Genomic DNA, 15,545 nt, shown 5'->3' with positions numbered 1-15,545 from the left:
TCACTGTTATCGTTACGCCCGTGATTCTACGGAAATCGGTTTTACGTTAGTCAGTGAACCCGTTAGTTCGAGAATCAGCTAGTTCGTTTTTGGATCAGGATTTTCTGATGCCGCTTGAACGTCTGCTTCTGTACTTGCTTGTTGAATCTCTAATTGCTCGCCTGAGTGTAGCTCTTCTTCAGCCTGTTCTTTCATTTCTAGCTCAACTTGCGCTTGGCTCTCGGCTAACGCTTCTTGTTCTTCAGCTTTTGATGATTTTGGTAACACAAGATTTAGCAGAACCGTCATAATGGTGCCTGTGGTGATGCCCGAGTGAAGGAAGTTCGCCAAATCGTGCGGCAAGTGTTGTAGCAGTCTTGGTTCGAAAGTGACGGCCAAGCCAGACGCCAAACCTACACAGATTACCAAGGCATTTCGTTTGGTGTCTGCGGCTTTGATCAACATGCGGATACCCGCGTAAGCAATCATACCGAACATCACAAAGCCCACACCACCCAAAACAGGTTTCGGAATCGTGACGGCAATTGCAGCTAATTTCGGGAATAAACCGCCTAAAATTAGTAAACCACCTGTTGCAGCCACTACATAGCGACTTGCTACCCCTGTGATGCCTACAATGCCGACGTTTGACTGAATGACGCCAATGGCATCGCTGTTAAAATCGAAGAGAGCGTACTACCAAGGCCATCGCCTAGCAGACCACGTTTTAGATCTTTACCGCTGACTTGGGTTTGGCAGTTGTTGCCTAATGCCATGAAATCACCCGTAGCTTCGGCGATAACCACGATGTACACCAAGCTCATACTGATGACGGCACTCGCAGAAAAGGTAAAGCCATATTTGAAGGGCTCAGGTCCGCCAACCCAAGCGGCAGAGCTGATTTGCTCAAGGTCGACCATGCCGAGTGATAGCGCCACAATGTAACCGCCCGCTAGGCCAATCACGATAGCGGAGGCCGCAACCGCGCCTTTACAGTAAACCGATACGCCAATCACGATCCCCAAAGAGACCAGTGCTAGAAACAGTTTAGGTAGTGTAGCGAATTGTTCCGTGTTGGCAGGAGAATCGCCAACCCAGTTCATGGCAACCGGTAAAATGGTTAAGCCGATTAGGGTAACCACCACACCACTTACCACGGTCGGGAACAGCTTGCGAACCTTGTCCATGTAGAAGCTGGCACCAATTACCACGAATGAGCCGATAAGTGCTGAGCCCATGATAGCGGCAACACCACCTTCGTTACCGATCGAAATAGCCACACCTAAAAAAGCAAAGCTCGAACCCATCACCACGGGCAGTCGAATACCTACAGGGCCAAAGCCGAGACATTGCGCGACGGTCACAATACCGGATGCCAATAGCGCCGCATTGATCAGTGAGACGATCTCTGTGTTAGGTAGGCCGATAGAGGCACCGACAATAAGAGGGACAGCAACGATGCCACCAATCGAGGCGAGCATATGCTGTAAAGCGAGTAGAAGGGTTAGCCCATGGGGCGGTCTTTCATTAAGGGTGTACAGAAGTTTCATTTGATATTCCTCTGCCTGCGTTTCCGTTTCCGTTTACAGGCGATTGGCGGTCAAATAATGACTTCTACAAACTGCGTAGGGTCATAAAAAAGGTGCACTGAATCAGTAGGGATTCTGCTCTCTCGTCATCAATACAATTAGCTTTCTTAAAAATCATATTGTTGCTTGGCTCGCGAACCAGCCAAGCAACGTTGTGAGCAATCAAGAAATGACTGCTCAGGAGCTATAGGGTTAACCGATGAACACTAGCTTGGCGATGAAGATAGCCGCTAGGAAGTACATCGAGATAGACACATCTTTGGTTTTACCTGTCGCCAACTTAAGCACTGTGTAGGTAATGAAACCCAATGCGATACCGTTCGCGATAGAGAAGGTCAGTGGCATCATTAACGCTGTAATGGCTGCGGGAGCACCGTTGGTGAAGTCTTTCCAATCCACGTGCTGCATGCTGCTCATCATCACGAATGCGACGTAAATAAGAGCACCAGACGTTGCGTAAGCGGGGATCATGCCTGCAAGCGGTGATAGGAAAATTGCCGCTAAGAACAACACACCAACCACGATTGCTGAAAGACCTGTACGTGCGCCTGCTGCAACACCGGCTGCACTCTCTACATAACTGGTTACTGGCGGACAGCCTACACACGCACCTGCCACGCTTGAAATACTGTCGGCTTTCAGTGCTTTGCTTAGGCCTTCAATCTTGCCCGTTTCAGGGTTGGTCAGGTTTGCACGCTCAGCTACGCCCATCAAGGTACCAGCTGTATCAAACATGTTTACAAAAAGGAAAGCCAAGATAACGCTGATCATCGATACGTTTAGTGCACCGGCGATATCCATTGCCATAAAGGTAGGCGCTAAGCTTGGTGGTGCAGCGAAGAAGCCATCGTAGTGAACTAGGCCAAGCATCATGCCGACTAGCGTTACACTCAAAATACCGATAAGCACCGCGCCAAACACTTTACGCTCACTCAGAACCGCAATGATCAAGAATGCAATCGCAGCAAGCAGAGCTTCTGGTTTCGTGAAGTCACCCAATGAAACCAAAGTTGCTGGGTTTTCGACGACGATACCCGCTGTTTTTAAGCCAATTAGACCTAAGAACAAACCAACACCTGCAGTCATTGAATAGCGCAAGCTCTGTGGAATACTCTCGATGATCCATTGGCGGACTTTGTAAAAGCTCATCCCGACAAACAAGATACCGGAGATAAACACCGCACCCAGTGCCACCTCCCAGCTGTAACCCATTTCGCTCACAACCGTGAAAGAGAAGAAGGCGTTCAAGCCCATGCCCGGTGCAAGTCCGACAGGCCAGTTCGCGAATAAGCCCATTAACAAACAACCAATCGCGGCACCAATACAGGTAGCGACAAATACCGCCCCTGCATCCATACCTGAAGCGGCCATGATTTGTGGGTTAACGAAGATGATATAAGCCATGGTCGCGAAGGTGGTGACACCGCCGACTAACTCATTTTTTACGCTGCTTCCGTGTGCCTTAATCTTAAAGAGTTTCTCTAAAATTCCGTTGTTCGCATCTTGGTTGAGTATTTCTGTTTTACTCTCACTCATGTCTGCAAGTCCTTTTATGTTGTGATCCATTTATTGAATACAGCGAGATTTCAATATTAAGTTTTAAGGTTTTTCCTAGCCGCTATTTCTTTAGCTATCAGTTGATTAGTCATCAACTCTCTAACTAATAACGTTATTAGTATTTTTATATGAGCGTGTTTAGTGGGTGCACACCTTTGGGGTGTACACGTGAATCTGTTTAATATTTGGTGATTGAGCCTAGTTCGAAGTTCTAGGTCACGGGACTAACTGCCCCGATAGGTTGAGAAACTGTAAGGCGAGACGAGAAGAGGAACGTGGTAGTGCGCATCGGGATCATCCAAGCCGAAGCGAATAACCACATCGTCTAGGAAAGGCACGCCATCCAATTCCACACCTTTGTTTTTGTAGTAGTCGGCTACATAGAATACCAATTGATATTTTCCCGGTCGGAATTCATTCCCAGCCAGAATCGGCGCATCGGTTCGGCCATCGGAGTTAGTGATTACCGTCGCCAACTTTTCTGTTGAGTCTTCATTGACCTTATAAAGCTCTACCTTGATCTCTGCACCCGGTAAGCCGTGTGTGGTGTCTAATACGTGTGTTGTTAATCTTCCCATAGTCCTTTAATAGCGCTTTGGCGCTCCTCTGTTCCGTGGTTTATGTATCCATTTCGACCTTGCAAAAGAGTGCAACTGGTCACTTTGTTATCACTAACTATGTACGAACTGTACACAATTAGTAAAGCGAATTGTTGTAAAAATGTAAACTATTGTGTCTTTTTTTCTGGCTTTATAGATCCTGATTATCGTTTTTTGGTGAGGTTGTGATTTGTTAAGTTATTGTTTTTAAATCACAAAAGTAACAAAATTTAACTTGAATAACAAAATCTTTACATCGAGATAAATAATTGTATACAATAAATGTACAGGGGTAAGGTTACTCGGTTTTGAAATAACCAATAGCGGAATCACCAATAGAAGAATCATATTGATGAACCAGCTAAAGAGCGGCTAAGCCAACCACTTATGTTAGGAGTACTTGGATGAATAAGGATTATTCAAGAAATTTGATCGGTTACGGAGCTAACCCTCCCAACCCTCAATGGCCAGGTAATGCGCGCGTCGCGGTTTCTTTTGTATTGAACTATGAAGAGGGCGGTGAGCGTTGTTTGTTACATGGAGACGACGAGTCTGAAGCCTTTCTCTCAGAGATCCCGTCAGCACAGCCGATCAAAGGCGAACGTCACATGAGCATGGAATCCATCTATGAATATGGTAGCCGTGCGGGTGTGTGGCGTGTTCTTCGCTTGTTCGATGAATATGAAATCCCACTGACCGTATTTGCTGTCGCAATGGCGATTGAGCGTCACCCAGACGTTGCCAAAGCTATGGTCGAAGCGGGCCACGAAATTTGTAGCCACGGTTATCGCTGGATCGACTATCAATACATTGATGAGTCAGAAGAGCGCGACCACATGACTAAAGCGATTGAGATCATCCAACAAGTGACGGGTCAGCGCCCGCAAGGTTGGTATACCGGTCGTACAGGGCCAAATACGCGTCGCTTAGTCGCAGAAGAAGGCGGCTTTCTTTACGACTCAGATGCCTATGATGATGACCTGCCTTATTGGCACACCGAGACTGGTCATCCGCAATTGGTGATCCCTTACACACTTGATGTGAACGACATGCGTTTTTCAACGGCGCAAGGCTTTAACTCTGGTGAGCAGTTCTTCCAATACCTGAAAGACACGTTTGACACCCTTTATATGGAAGGCGAAACCGCACCGAAAATGATGTCGGTTGGGCTGCATTGTCGTCTGATTGGTCGCCCCGGTCGTATTGCTGCATTGAGACGTTTCTTAGATTACGTAAAACAGCACGACAGCGTGTGGTTATGTCGTCGAATCGATATCGCCAACCACTGGCACCAACATCATCCATATCAACCAAATAACGCTAATCATCAACAGCAAAAGTAGCAGTGAAGCAAGGAGGCTTACGTGACTGAATTTCGATCATGCCAACCAACAACCATGGACCGCGATACCTTTGTCGCTCACTTTGCTGATGTCTACGAACACAGCCCATGGGTTGCAGAAGTGGTGTATGACCAAGGTTTGAATGCCGAAGACGATCATATCGAGAATCTTCATCTGAAAATGGCATCGACCTTGTTAAGTGCAGACCAAGGCAAACAGTTGGCTTTGATCAACGCTCACCCGGATTTAGCCGGTCGAGCAGCAGTAAACGGCGAACTCACCGAGTCGTCGACCAAAGAACAAGCGGGGGCGGGCATCGACCAGTGCAACGCCGAAGAATTTGAAAAATTCACTTCTTACAACAACAGCTACAAAAGTCGCTTCAATTTCCCTTTTATCATGGCGGTGAAGGGAGCCAATCGTTACCAAATTCTTGAGTCGTTCGAGATGCGATTAGGAAATGATAGTGAAACTGAGTTTGCTACGGCGATTCAAGAGATCAACAAGATCGCGATGTTTCGTCTCTGGGATATGTAAGTTAACGGAGTTAACAGCTATCTCAGCCCAGTCTTAGTGCGCTAAGAGCTCGCTTTATAAGCCACTAAGTTCTCATTTTATTATTACTTGATTAATTGGATAGGATTACACGGACATGACCCAAACATTTGAACAATACATAAACCTTGCAGACGAAAAACTCGGTGCAGAAGCTATCTTCGCAACAGACGATTTTTTCGCAGATAAAAGCCGTCTACTTAGCCACGCAGCGCCAGAGTGGAAAGACGACTTATATGACGACAACGGCAAGTGGATGGACGGTTGGGAAAGCAGACGTAAACGCGGCGAAGGTTACGATTACTGTGTCGTTCGCCTTGGTCTAGCTGGCACCATTGCTGGCGTTGATATTGATACCTCATTCTTCACAGGTAACTTCCCACCTTCGGCATCAATTGACGCGTGTTATTCACCACAAGGTGAGCCAACAGACTCAACAGAGTGGCAAGAAATTCTGCCTTCAATGGCACTACAAGGTGATCATCATCATCTTGAAGAAATCGAAAGTGACCAAGTATTTACGCACCTACGTTTGAACATCTACCCAGACGGCGGTGTCGCACGTCTACGTGTTTATGGCCGACCAAGCGTGGATTGGGACGCAATAGATTCTCAGCAACAAGTTGACCTAGCAGCCGTTGAACACGGTGGCCGAGCACTCGCATGTAGCGATGAGCACTACGGTAACAAAGCCAACATCTTAGGCCCAGGCCGTGGTGAAAACATGGGTGATGGCTGGGAAACAGCACGTCGTCGCACACCGGGTAACGATTGGGTAATCGTGGCATTAGGCCACCCAGGTAATATCGAACGTATCGTTGTGGATACGGCACACTTCAAAGGTAACTACCCAGACAGCTGCTCAATCCAAGCGGCTTACGTGAAAGGTGGCACCGACGACCAAGTGGAAACACAAAGCCTATTTTGGCGTGAACTCTTGCCAGCACAAAAGCTGCAAGCGCATGAGATTCACGAATTCATTTCTGAGGTAAACGACCTTGGTGCGATTACCCACGTACGTGCAAACATATTCCCAGATGGTGGTATCAGCCGTTTGCGTCTGTTTGGTACGAAAGCGAAATAGGTAAGGAAATGAGTATGAGTAATGGAATACGTCGTTTATCTATCGAACCGTTAACCAAGCAGGCTTTTGCAGAGTTTGGCGATGTTATCGAGTCCGATAATAGTGATTTCTTCATGATCAATAGTGGATCAACACGTCGCTACCACAAGCTAGCGACAACGGATGTGCAAGACCAAGATGGAGAAGCCATCATCAGCATCTTCCAAGCCACACCGTTGAGCTACCCACTGACCATCAAAATGTTAGAGCGTCATCCACTTGGCTCTCAGGCATTCATTCCATTACTTGGTCAACCCTATTTAATTGTTGTTGCGCCAAAAGGCGACGATCCAACATTAGCCAATAGCCGAGCTTTCTTGAGCAACGGTCGTCAAGGAGTGAACTATCACAAAGGGGTGTGGCATCACCCAGTGCTCGCCCTCACCGATCAAGACCAGTTCTTGATCGTCGATAGAGGCGGAGAAGGACATAACTGTGATGAAGTTTATTTTGAGAACGACCTAGTGGCATTGCATTTGGAAGATATGCCAACGGAAGACAACAAGGAAGAGCAACGCTTAGCTAAAGCGTTGTGATACAGGAGTTTATTATGGATCCGCATATTACAGAATGGTTGAACTTAGCAATACGCTGGGCTCACATGATTGTTGGTGTTGCATGGATAGGCGCATCATTTTACTTTGTTTGGTTAGAGAACAACCTTAACCGAGTAAACCCAAAAACTGGCCTTTCAGGCGACTTATGGGCAATTCACGGCGGTGGTATTTATCACCTAGAGAAGTACAAACTTGCGCCACCAGAGATGCCAGAGCACCTGCACTGGTTCAAATGGGAAGCCTACTTCACGTGGATCACCGGTGTGTGTCTACTGGGTGTGGTTTACTACCTTAACGCTGAAATCTACCTGATTGCACCGGGCTCTGGCCTTGATTCAACAACGGCAATCGCGATTGGTATTGGTTCATTCGTTGCTGGTTGGTTTATCTACGACTTACTGTGTGACTCGCCTTTAGGTAAAACCCCCGTGTTGCTTGGCGTTGTGCTGTTTTTGCTGCTCGTCGCTGCGACGTACGGCCTAACTCAAGTGTTCAGTGGCCGTGGTGCTTACATTCATGTGGGTGCAATCATTGGTACCATCATGGTGGGTAACGTATTCCGCGTTATCATGCCTGCACAACGTAACTTGGTGAAAGCGATTGAAGAGAAGCGCGAACCGGATCCGGCATTGCCAGCGAAAGGTCTACTGCGTTCTCGTCACAACAACTACATGACCCTGCCAGTGCTGTTCATCATGATCAGTAACCACTTCCCAAGCACTTATGGCTCTGAATACAACTGGCTGATCCTTGCTGGGCTAGCGATTTTCAGTATCTTGGTGCGCCACTACTTCAATACCCGTCACGGTAGTCAGAAGTTTGCATGGACAGTGCCAGTCGCGGCATTGGGTATGATCACGCTTGCGTTTGTGACCTCACCTTACGCGAAAAAACAGATGACTCCGGTTGTGCAAGCACCTGTGGTTCAAGAAGTGCAAGTCAGCGCGACTGAATCAGCGACAGAAGAGCTTGCTGGAAACGACACAGCGTCAACGACGACTAGTTCTCAAGCTGTACCTGCAGACCACGCAATGCAAACGGCTAGCGCAGGTGTAAGCTTTGAAACCATTAACAAAGTCATTCAAGAGCGCTGTTCTGTGTGTCATTCATCAACCCCGAGCCACGCCGCTTTTGCTGCTGCGCCAGCCGGTGTGATGTTTGATACCCCTGAAGAGATTAAAGCCAACGTCCCAAGGATTGTTGCTCAAACCGTAACAACCAAGGTGATGCCGCTCGGCAACATGACTCAAATGACCGACGAAGAACGCGCACTGATCGGCACTTGGGTAGAGCAAGGCGCTACGCTTCAATAATGATGTAAATCCTTTACCTAAGAGCATGAGTCTTAGGTGAGGCTTGGGGAGAGTTTGGTTTACGGGCACGCGCCAAACTCATCCCACCCTGTTTCCCCGGTTCCTATAACCGGGGCTTTTTGTTTTTGGACAAAGGAAATGCAGAATTATCATTCAGTTGGTGACTCTAGGTGCATATGTGGTTTAGAGTTCGAAGAATTGGGTTTTATTAAGTATTTTGGTGTAATCAAATCTTAATGTTACCTATGCTAACAATTTTACTTGATTATTCTTATTAAAGTTAAAGCTGTATTGAAATATCAAGTGTGCATCCACCTAAACTTGACCTAGGCATATAGGAAACCATTAATGAGTAACGTTATTCCATTTAGAAAGAAACCAACTTCAACTCAACACCCGAAAACAACGATTAAGATGAGCGATTGCCATTTTGAAGAAAATGGTATCGGTATGCTTTTAGGAGAAGGTGTAGAAGTTGAAATGGATACAACTACTTTCCTTAACAATGGCATGGGGATTGTTGCTGGCTCAACCGATGAAAAATTTCTTCAAGCGTTGTCTGAATCAAAACCTCAAGAAAGGCTAGGGTTCGCGAATGAACTAAATCAATTCGCTAGCATTCCAGATAAAGAACTACGTACACAAGAAATAGAGAAGTCTTCTATTTCCAGGAAATTATCTTCAATAGCCAATATTGCGACTGTCACAACTTGGCTTAATGAAGTTATTGAGGGCGTATCAAGCGTAGATTTTGAAGCGTTATTAAATACGATTATGGGTAGCTAGCGAGATAAAAACAGCTGAAGAGAACTTACTTAAGCTTGGTATCTCGCATAGGTGGCTTACAGTCTTTTAGCTATATCGTTTAGCAAGGAAGCTCTGTGAGTCATTGCATGTCGATAGTAAGTACTTACGTTTAAACTGATTCATTGCGTGCGCAGTCCTGTATAAGGTTCTTGATATGAATCTCTACCCATGGCATTTTTAGTCCAAATTGACTTTACTTAGGACAAAAAATGGAAGACTTGATAGTCGCGTATTTTAGGGCATTGAGCTCATTCTTTAGGTATCTGTTTCAGTCGATCTTGATTGAGTTCATTGGTTACGGAGCTGGCTGGATAGTCTGTAAAGTATTCACACTAGGGCGCTTTCCCCCATTGATTCCAACCGACAAAGAGCGAACCAGAATCTCTTATATCGGAGCTATTAGTATCGTGTTGCTTCTGTTTGCAATTGGTGTCTTCAATAGTTTGTGATTCGGAGTGAAGATATATGAAATTTTACCCTGCGGAACAATACCAAGCGGCTTGCAACGAGCTGTTTGTCCGATACGAACGTGACATCAAAAAGCTAATCCTTAATGCGAGAGTTGAGCACGTAGGCGCATCTTCTATTCCATCTGCAGTATCTAAAGGCGACTTGGATATATTCGTCGGTATTGAATCGAGTGAACTTGAGTACGCCATTGAACAACTCACAACACTCGGCTTCAATGAGAAACTCGATACCTTAAGAACGCCGGAACTGTGCATGTTGGAGTCTACATCAGGACATGACGTGGCCTTGCAAGTAGTTGCCAATGGTTCTGAGTTCGAATGTTTTCTAAGGTTTCGTGACAAGCTACGTGCGGATCCGGAATTAGTGGAGCAATACAACACCCTCAAAATGTCTTGTGAAGATTGGTCGCAAGAAGAGTACCGTGAAAGAAGTCGGCTTTTATCGAGCATGTGTTGGCTTTGAAATAACAACAAGTTTCGATTGGATATTATTCATCCAAATCCTAACTTTTTGTGCTGTTTTTACTTTCCTCTTACACTCTTTTCAAATATCGAATTTAGTATCAAATTTCTCTTTGTTATACAGGCAAGTCTCTCATTATGAAGAACTTCTTTGATAGCGAACTCATGCTCTCTAGCTCTTTGAATTTCGTTTTGCTATCGCTTGGGCTAACGCTCCTTTTTCATCTTCCGATTTGGTGTGGGTTCAACTTGAGCCGACGAAAATGGAAGCTCATGGATTATTTATGGCCGTTCTTGGCGGGTATCGGGATGCTGGGTGCGGTGTCTGAGATTCGTGCGAAAGTAGCGGGCGATTGGGTTGAAACCGAACAAACCAGAGCGGTGGCGATTTTAGAATCGGTTCAGCAGTTTTCTTTGGATAAGCTGCGAAGTGATACCTGCACAGGTCAACCATCTTTGGATAATCACGCTCAGCACCATGAAGCGTGTTTGTGGTATTTGAATACGGCGATCACGTTCAAAGACGTTGATTTCACCTTGTTACCCAACGCATCGGATTTTACAGTTCCTGCGCCTAGTGTATCGCTGGTGGAAAGTGATGCCGTGTGGGTGGATGGTATGCTGAGTCAGTATGAGATGCAGAAAAACCAATACATAAAAACCAGAGAAGCGCAGGTGAAGCAGCCATTAGAAAGCCTCTTCTGGTATGTGAGTCCTTACTTAGTCTGTTTCGCTATTGCGTTGCGTTTGACGAAAGTGACCGCAGAGCTCAAATTAGATAAGTGCGCATAGTTTGAGTTCCTATACCCAGATAGAAAAGGTGAAGTAATGAATGTGAGTGAGTTTTCTCGGTTGGTGGGTTTGTCAGCCCACACGCTTCGCTACTATGAAAAAATCGGCTTGTTGAAAAATGTTCAGCGAAACAGCAGCGGGCATCGAGTCTATACATCGAAAGACGTTACCTGGATTGAGTTCGTGAAGCGCTTAAAAGACACCGCAATGCCACTGGATGAGATTTTAGAATACGCAAAGCTAAGGGAATTAGGGCCAGAATCGACTTCGCAGCGCCAAGTGTTGCTCGAACAACATCAACAGAATTTGAGGTCCCATATCGAAGAGCAGCAAAAGCATCTGGCTGCGCTAGAGCAAAAAATTAGTTTGTATCGAGATGGAAAAGTCCGTTGACTTAGAGTCGACTCTAACTTGTAAGGTGTTCCTGTGAACTATAAATACAGGAACAAACTCATGAATCAATCACGTTTCGACATTGGCTTAGAAAGACTTAATCATATCGACGGAGAAGCAGGGCAACAGGTTATTGAAAGCCTGCAAGACATCTGCCCTGATCTTGCAAAATATACTATCGAGTATCCTTTTGGTGATATCTATTCACGCCCCGGTTTGGATTTGAAATCACGAGAGATCGCGACCGTCGCTGCCCTTACCGCACTCGGTAATTGTGTCCCTCAGCTTAAGGTGCATTTGAATGCGGCACTCAATGTTGGATGCAGCGAGGAAGAGATTAAAGAAGTGATATTGCAGATGTCGGTGTATGCGGGATTCCCAGCGGCGTTAAATGGCATGTTCGCATTTAAAGAGGTGCTTGCGGAGAGAGGCACAGCTTGAGATAAATAGAAAATATAGTCTGAAAAGGGAGCGTCAACTTTGCTAAGTTGCGTTCCCTTTTTATTGATTGGCTAAGTTTTAAAGGTCGTAAACCTGAAGGTTCGCGGTTCTTTAAGATGACAAAGACAGCGCGAACGTCAGCAAAATAGGCAAGGTGACAACACTCAGGAAGTTGCCGAATAACACCATAGACGCGACCTTGGGGGGCTCTACATTGAAGCGTTCTGCAAACAGGTAGTTCATCACGGCGGGTGGCAGCATGGTGAACAGCACCATCATTTGTAGGTGTAGCGTTGGCAGCGGGATAAAGAAGTAGATGATGGTAAAGGCTATGGCTCCGGTGAACAGCGATTGAGCGGTACACAACAAGCCGACTTTTAATCCGCTCAGTCTCAAGTTGACCATTTGCGAACCCAACGACAACAGCATGATAGGCACGGCTGCTTGGCCGAGTAGCGATGTGGCTTCATAGATTGGATTCCAGACTGCAATTCCAGACAGGTTGAGCGTCATCGCTAATGCTGCGGCTAAGAATATCGGCATCTTGAGGATCTGTTTGATCGGGTTACCTTCACTCAGCAGTGCTAAACCGACACTAATATGAACACACGCCGATACCACAAACAGCAGTACTGCAGGGGCTAATGCACTCTCACCAAAGGTATACGTGAATAGGGGAATCGCGAGGTTGCCACTGTTGCGGAACATGTGTGGCGGAGCCCAAGCTTTGAAGTTGAGCTTAAAGATCTTACAGATTGGTATCATCAATAAAGCAGGCACCAACACCGCGACCAAAGAGGCGGTGATGAGTGGCAGTTGTTCGGTGTCGAGAGGCATGGTGGTCAGCGATGCAAATACTAGCGCAGGAATACACACATCCATGTTGATGCGATTGATCGGTTTGAAATCGGGCTTGAGCCAACGACCCACCGCAAAGCCAGCACTGGCTAAAGCAAAAACGGGAAACAGAATGCTGACGACCTGTTCGAACATAGAATTCCTTTCTAAGCGAGAGTGATGATTTGTTTTAAACGGACAAATTACAACCTAATGCCATTAAACCTAACCTATCAACATAAGGCAGCCGCGTCATGGGTGTGGAGCACACCACGAGCAATTATTTGTATTTCTTTGAATTAGGGACAAAAAAAGACCAGCGGCGTTAACGGCTGGTCTTTAAAAGCTAGGCGAATCTGGACGGGTTCTTAACAACAAAGGTTACCTAGCGTGTGTTTATTAGCGAACTAACTAACGAGCTTCTTGTAATCTTTGAAGTTCACATCGTAGGCCTTTTCGCCGTAGATGTAAGTCTCGCTAACGGTTCTGTCGTCACCTAAGCTCATCAATACAAAAAGTTTTTCTTCAAGCTTGGTGGTTTGTTCCATTCTAAAGCGCATCAGCTGAGTTGCGTGTAGATCTAATACCACGAAATCCGCTTCTTTACCGACTTCCAAATTACCAATCTTGTCTTCTAGATGCAGTGAACGTGCACCGCCTAGTGTTGCCAAGAATAGCGACTTAGCCGGGTGCAACTTCTTATGCTGTAACTGCATGATCTTGTACGCTTCACTCATGGTTTGCAGAATCGAGAAGCTAGTGCCTGCGCCGACATCAGTCCCCACGCCGACACGAATGCCGTGTTCTTCCATCTCAGGTAATCGGAACAAACCCGATCCTAAGAACAAGTTCGAAGTTGGGCAAAAGGCGATAGCAGATTCAGTATCAGCAAGGCGTTTACATTCACAATCAGAAAGGTGAATACCATGAGCAAATACCGAACGCTTATGAAGTAGTCCGTAATGGTCATAGACATCTAGGTAACTGTCACGCTCTGGGAACAGCGATTTCACCCACTCGATCTCTTTCTCATTTTCAGAAAGGTGAGTGTGCATGTACACATCTGGATATTCTTCTAGCAGTTTACCTACAGTAGCAAGTTGCTCTGGTGTACTGGTTGGCGCAAAACGAGGTGTCACCGCGTAAAGCAAACGGCCGCGGTTATGCCATTTTTCAATCAGTTCCTTGGAGTCAGCATAGCCAGATTCTGGAGTGTCGGTAAGGTAGTCTGGAGCGTTGCGATCCATCAATACCTTACCTGCGATCATACGTAGGTTGCGCTTCTCAGCTTCTTCGAAGAATACGTTGACCGACTCTTTGTGTACCGTGCCAAATACCAGTGCCGTGGTGGTGCCGTTGCTTGCTAATTCATCTAGGAATAGCTTCGCCACTTTGTGTGCGTAAACTGGGTTTTTAAAGCGTTTTTCTTCTGGGAAGGTGTAGTTTTCTAACCAATCAAGAAGTTGCTCACCGTAAGACGCGATCATCCCTGTTTGAGGGTAGTGGATGTGCGTATCAATAAAGCCAGAGGTGATCAGCTTGTCTTTGTATTCTTTTACTTTGAGTGTTTTAGGTTGGCGAGCCAATACCTCATCGGCATGGCCCAAGTCGACGACATGGCCGTTCTCAACCACTAAAACACCATCTTCAAAATAGTCGTAAGACTCATCGATACCGACGTCTTTTGGGTCGGCGACGCTATGTAAAATGCTGGCGCGATAAGCTTTGCGTTGCGTTGTCATGTTTACTTCCTTTTAATGACTTCAGCGACGTTATGGCCACTGAAGCTTTGCGACTTGTGTTAGGCGATCTTCTCTTCCAATGGTGGTTCGCCTACGTCGCTTGGTTGACTGTGTTGATCGGTCAAACCCTGATTTCGATATTGTTTGGTTGGGCGCTTTTGTTCAAGCGCTTGGCCTTGATAGTGTGCGATCAGTTCACCCGCAACCGATACCGCAATTTCGGCAGGATGTTTGCCATTCACGGCGCTAATGCCAATCGGGCAAAGCATGGTTTCGATTTGTTCTTGGCTGTAGCCGCGCTGCTCTAAGCGGAAGTCGAACTTCTTACGCTTGGTAAGCGAGCCGATCATGCCAAAGTAACGGCTGTCTTCACGGTCAATAATGGCTTTGGTTAGGTCAAAATCGAGCTGGTGGTTGTGGGTCATCACAAGGTAATAACTGTTTGGTTGCATGTGTTTCACTTCACCGACTGGGTCGTCTGAGACAAGCTTTTTAACACCGTGTGGCAGCGTTTCAGGGAACACTTCTTCACGTTCATCAATCCAGGTCACACGGAAGGGCAGAGTCGCGACAATGTGCAGCAGCGCTTTGGCAACGTGCCCAGCGCCAAACAGCACAAGGTGATTCTGCTGAGTGCCAATCGGTTCAAAGCTTAATGTTGCCATTCCGCCACAACACTGGCCCAAACGAGCGCCTAGGTTAAAACGTTCCACTTTGAGCGACTTTTCACTGGCAATCAGCATCTCTCGAGCCATTTTAGTGGCCACATGTTCAAGGTGACCACCACCAATCGTAGCGATGATTCGGTCACGAGTGACAAGCATCTTGGTGCCCGCATCACGTGGCACTGAGCCTCTGTCTTCAAGCACTGTCACCATGACACATGGTTCGTAGCTCTCTTCCAGCTTTGCCAGTTCGTGAATCCAATTATCCTTAAACATATGTCCTCCTAAATCCCTTCTGTGCTTCCTAAGCTGTTTATTACG

The 15,545-nt window shown here is 46.4% G+C and carries 15 protein-coding genes and 2 pseudogenes; 11 read left to right on the top strand and 6 right to left on the bottom strand.

The genetic code is table 11. The features are described 5' to 3' along the window. Positions 1-78: 78 nt before the first annotated feature. The 3 genes and pseudogenes from AB4503_RS17270 to uraH all read right to left on the bottom strand — a co-directional run bounded on the left by AB4503_RS17270 (position 79) and on the right by uraH (position 3,703). Positions 79-1,529: pseudogene (locus AB4503_RS17270) on the bottom strand (nucleobase:cation symporter-2 family protein). A 231-nt stretch (positions 1,530-1,760) separates the two neighbouring features. Continuing rightward, positions 1,761-3,104, bottom strand: coding sequence for an NCS2 family permease (locus tag AB4503_RS17265; RefSeq protein WP_372115448.1), 1,344 nt, complete (start codon positions 3,102-3,104; stop codon positions 1,761-1,763). Positions 3,105-3,349: 245 nt separating this feature from the next. Next, positions 3,350-3,703: a hydroxyisourate hydrolase gene (gene uraH / locus AB4503_RS17260; protein ID WP_102393993.1), complete on the bottom strand. Its 354-nt coding sequence runs from the start codon at positions 3,701-3,703 to the stop codon at positions 3,350-3,352. Positions 3,704-4,128: 425 nt separating this feature from the next. Between uraH and puuE the strand changes: the two genes are divergently transcribed. The 11 genes and pseudogenes from puuE to AB4503_RS17205 all read left to right on the top strand — a co-directional run bounded on the left by puuE (position 4,129) and on the right by AB4503_RS17205 (position 11,980). Beyond that, the gene (puuE, locus tag AB4503_RS17255; protein ID WP_017083064.1) at positions 4,129-5,067 is read left to right on the top strand and encodes an allantoinase PuuE; all 939 of its coding nucleotides are present in this window, start codon (positions 4,129-4,131) and stop codon (positions 5,065-5,067) included. A 21-nt stretch (positions 5,068-5,088) separates the two neighbouring features. Beyond that, on the top strand, positions 5,089-5,604 hold the full coding sequence (uraD, locus tag AB4503_RS17250; protein WP_017067791.1) for a 2-oxo-4-hydroxy-4-carboxy-5-ureidoimidazoline decarboxylase: 516 nt from the start codon (positions 5,089-5,091) through the stop codon (positions 5,602-5,604). A 115-nt stretch (positions 5,605-5,719) separates the two neighbouring features. Next, on the top strand, positions 5,720-6,706 hold the full coding sequence (alc, locus tag AB4503_RS17245) for an allantoicase (RefSeq protein ID WP_372115447.1): 987 nt from the start codon (positions 5,720-5,722) through the stop codon (positions 6,704-6,706). 14 nt (positions 6,707-6,720) lie between these two features. Further along, positions 6,721-7,281 carry an ureidoglycolate lyase gene (locus AB4503_RS17240; protein ID WP_017061598.1) on the top strand — a complete coding sequence of 187 codons (561 nt, stop codon included), beginning with the start codon at positions 6,721-6,723 and terminating at the stop codon, positions 7,279-7,281. A 14-nt stretch (positions 7,282-7,295) separates the two neighbouring features. Continuing rightward, complete coding sequence (locus tag AB4503_RS17235; protein WP_017061599.1) at positions 7,296-8,615, top strand: urate hydroxylase PuuD; 1,320 nt, start codon at positions 7,296-7,298, stop codon at positions 8,613-8,615. Positions 8,616-8,963: 348 nt separating this feature from the next. Then, on the top strand, positions 8,964-9,401 hold the full coding sequence (locus AB4503_RS17230; RefSeq protein ID WP_004732861.1) for a hypothetical protein: 438 nt from the start codon (positions 8,964-8,966) through the stop codon (positions 9,399-9,401). 230 nt (positions 9,402-9,631) lie between these two features. Then, a complete protein-coding gene (locus AB4503_RS17225; RefSeq protein WP_372115446.1) occupies positions 9,632-9,871 on the top strand; it encodes a hypothetical protein in 240 nt (79 codons plus the stop codon). 16 nt (positions 9,872-9,887) lie between these two features. Then, positions 9,888-10,360: pseudogene (locus tag AB4503_RS17220) on the top strand (GrpB family protein). A gap of 267 nt (positions 10,361-10,627) precedes the next feature. Further along, on the top strand, positions 10,628-11,146 hold the full coding sequence (locus AB4503_RS17215) for a hypothetical protein (protein ID WP_371721295.1): 519 nt from the start codon (positions 10,628-10,630) through the stop codon (positions 11,144-11,146). 36 nt (positions 11,147-11,182) lie between these two features. Further along, complete coding sequence (locus AB4503_RS17210) at positions 11,183-11,539, top strand: MerR family transcriptional regulator (protein ID WP_017061603.1); 357 nt, start codon at positions 11,183-11,185, stop codon at positions 11,537-11,539. A 60-nt stretch (positions 11,540-11,599) separates the two neighbouring features. After that, positions 11,600-11,980 carry a carboxymuconolactone decarboxylase family protein gene (locus AB4503_RS17205; RefSeq protein ID WP_017061604.1) on the top strand — a complete coding sequence of 127 codons (381 nt, stop codon included), beginning with the start codon at positions 11,600-11,602 and terminating at the stop codon, positions 11,978-11,980. 111 nt (positions 11,981-12,091) lie between these two features. Here the strand turns inward: AB4503_RS17205 and AB4503_RS17200 are convergent, their stop codons facing one another. The 3 genes from AB4503_RS17200 to xdhC form a co-directional block, all read right to left on the bottom strand. Then, positions 12,092-12,973 (bottom strand): AEC family transporter, encoded by an 882-nt coding sequence (locus AB4503_RS17200; RefSeq protein ID WP_372115445.1) that lies wholly within the window; start codon positions 12,971-12,973, stop codon positions 12,092-12,094. Between the two features lie 251 nt (positions 12,974-13,224). Beyond that, positions 13,225-14,559, bottom strand: a complete 1,335-nt coding sequence (gene guaD / locus AB4503_RS17195; protein ID WP_372115444.1) for a guanine deaminase — start codon at positions 14,557-14,559, stop codon at positions 13,225-13,227. Positions 14,560-14,618: 59 nt separating this feature from the next. Then, positions 14,619-15,500 (bottom strand): xanthine dehydrogenase accessory protein XdhC, encoded by an 882-nt coding sequence (xdhC, locus tag AB4503_RS17190; RefSeq protein ID WP_102428171.1) that lies wholly within the window; start codon positions 15,498-15,500, stop codon positions 14,619-14,621. Positions 15,501-15,545: the final 45 nt, after the last annotated feature.

Source organism: Vibrio sp. 10N.222.55.B11, assembly GCF_041473705.1.
GTDB lineage: Bacteria > Pseudomonadota > Gammaproteobacteria > Enterobacterales > Vibrionaceae > Vibrio > Vibrio crassostreae_C.
Note: the sequence above shows the minus strand (reverse complement) of the source record. Positions and strands in the feature narration are given on the sequence as shown.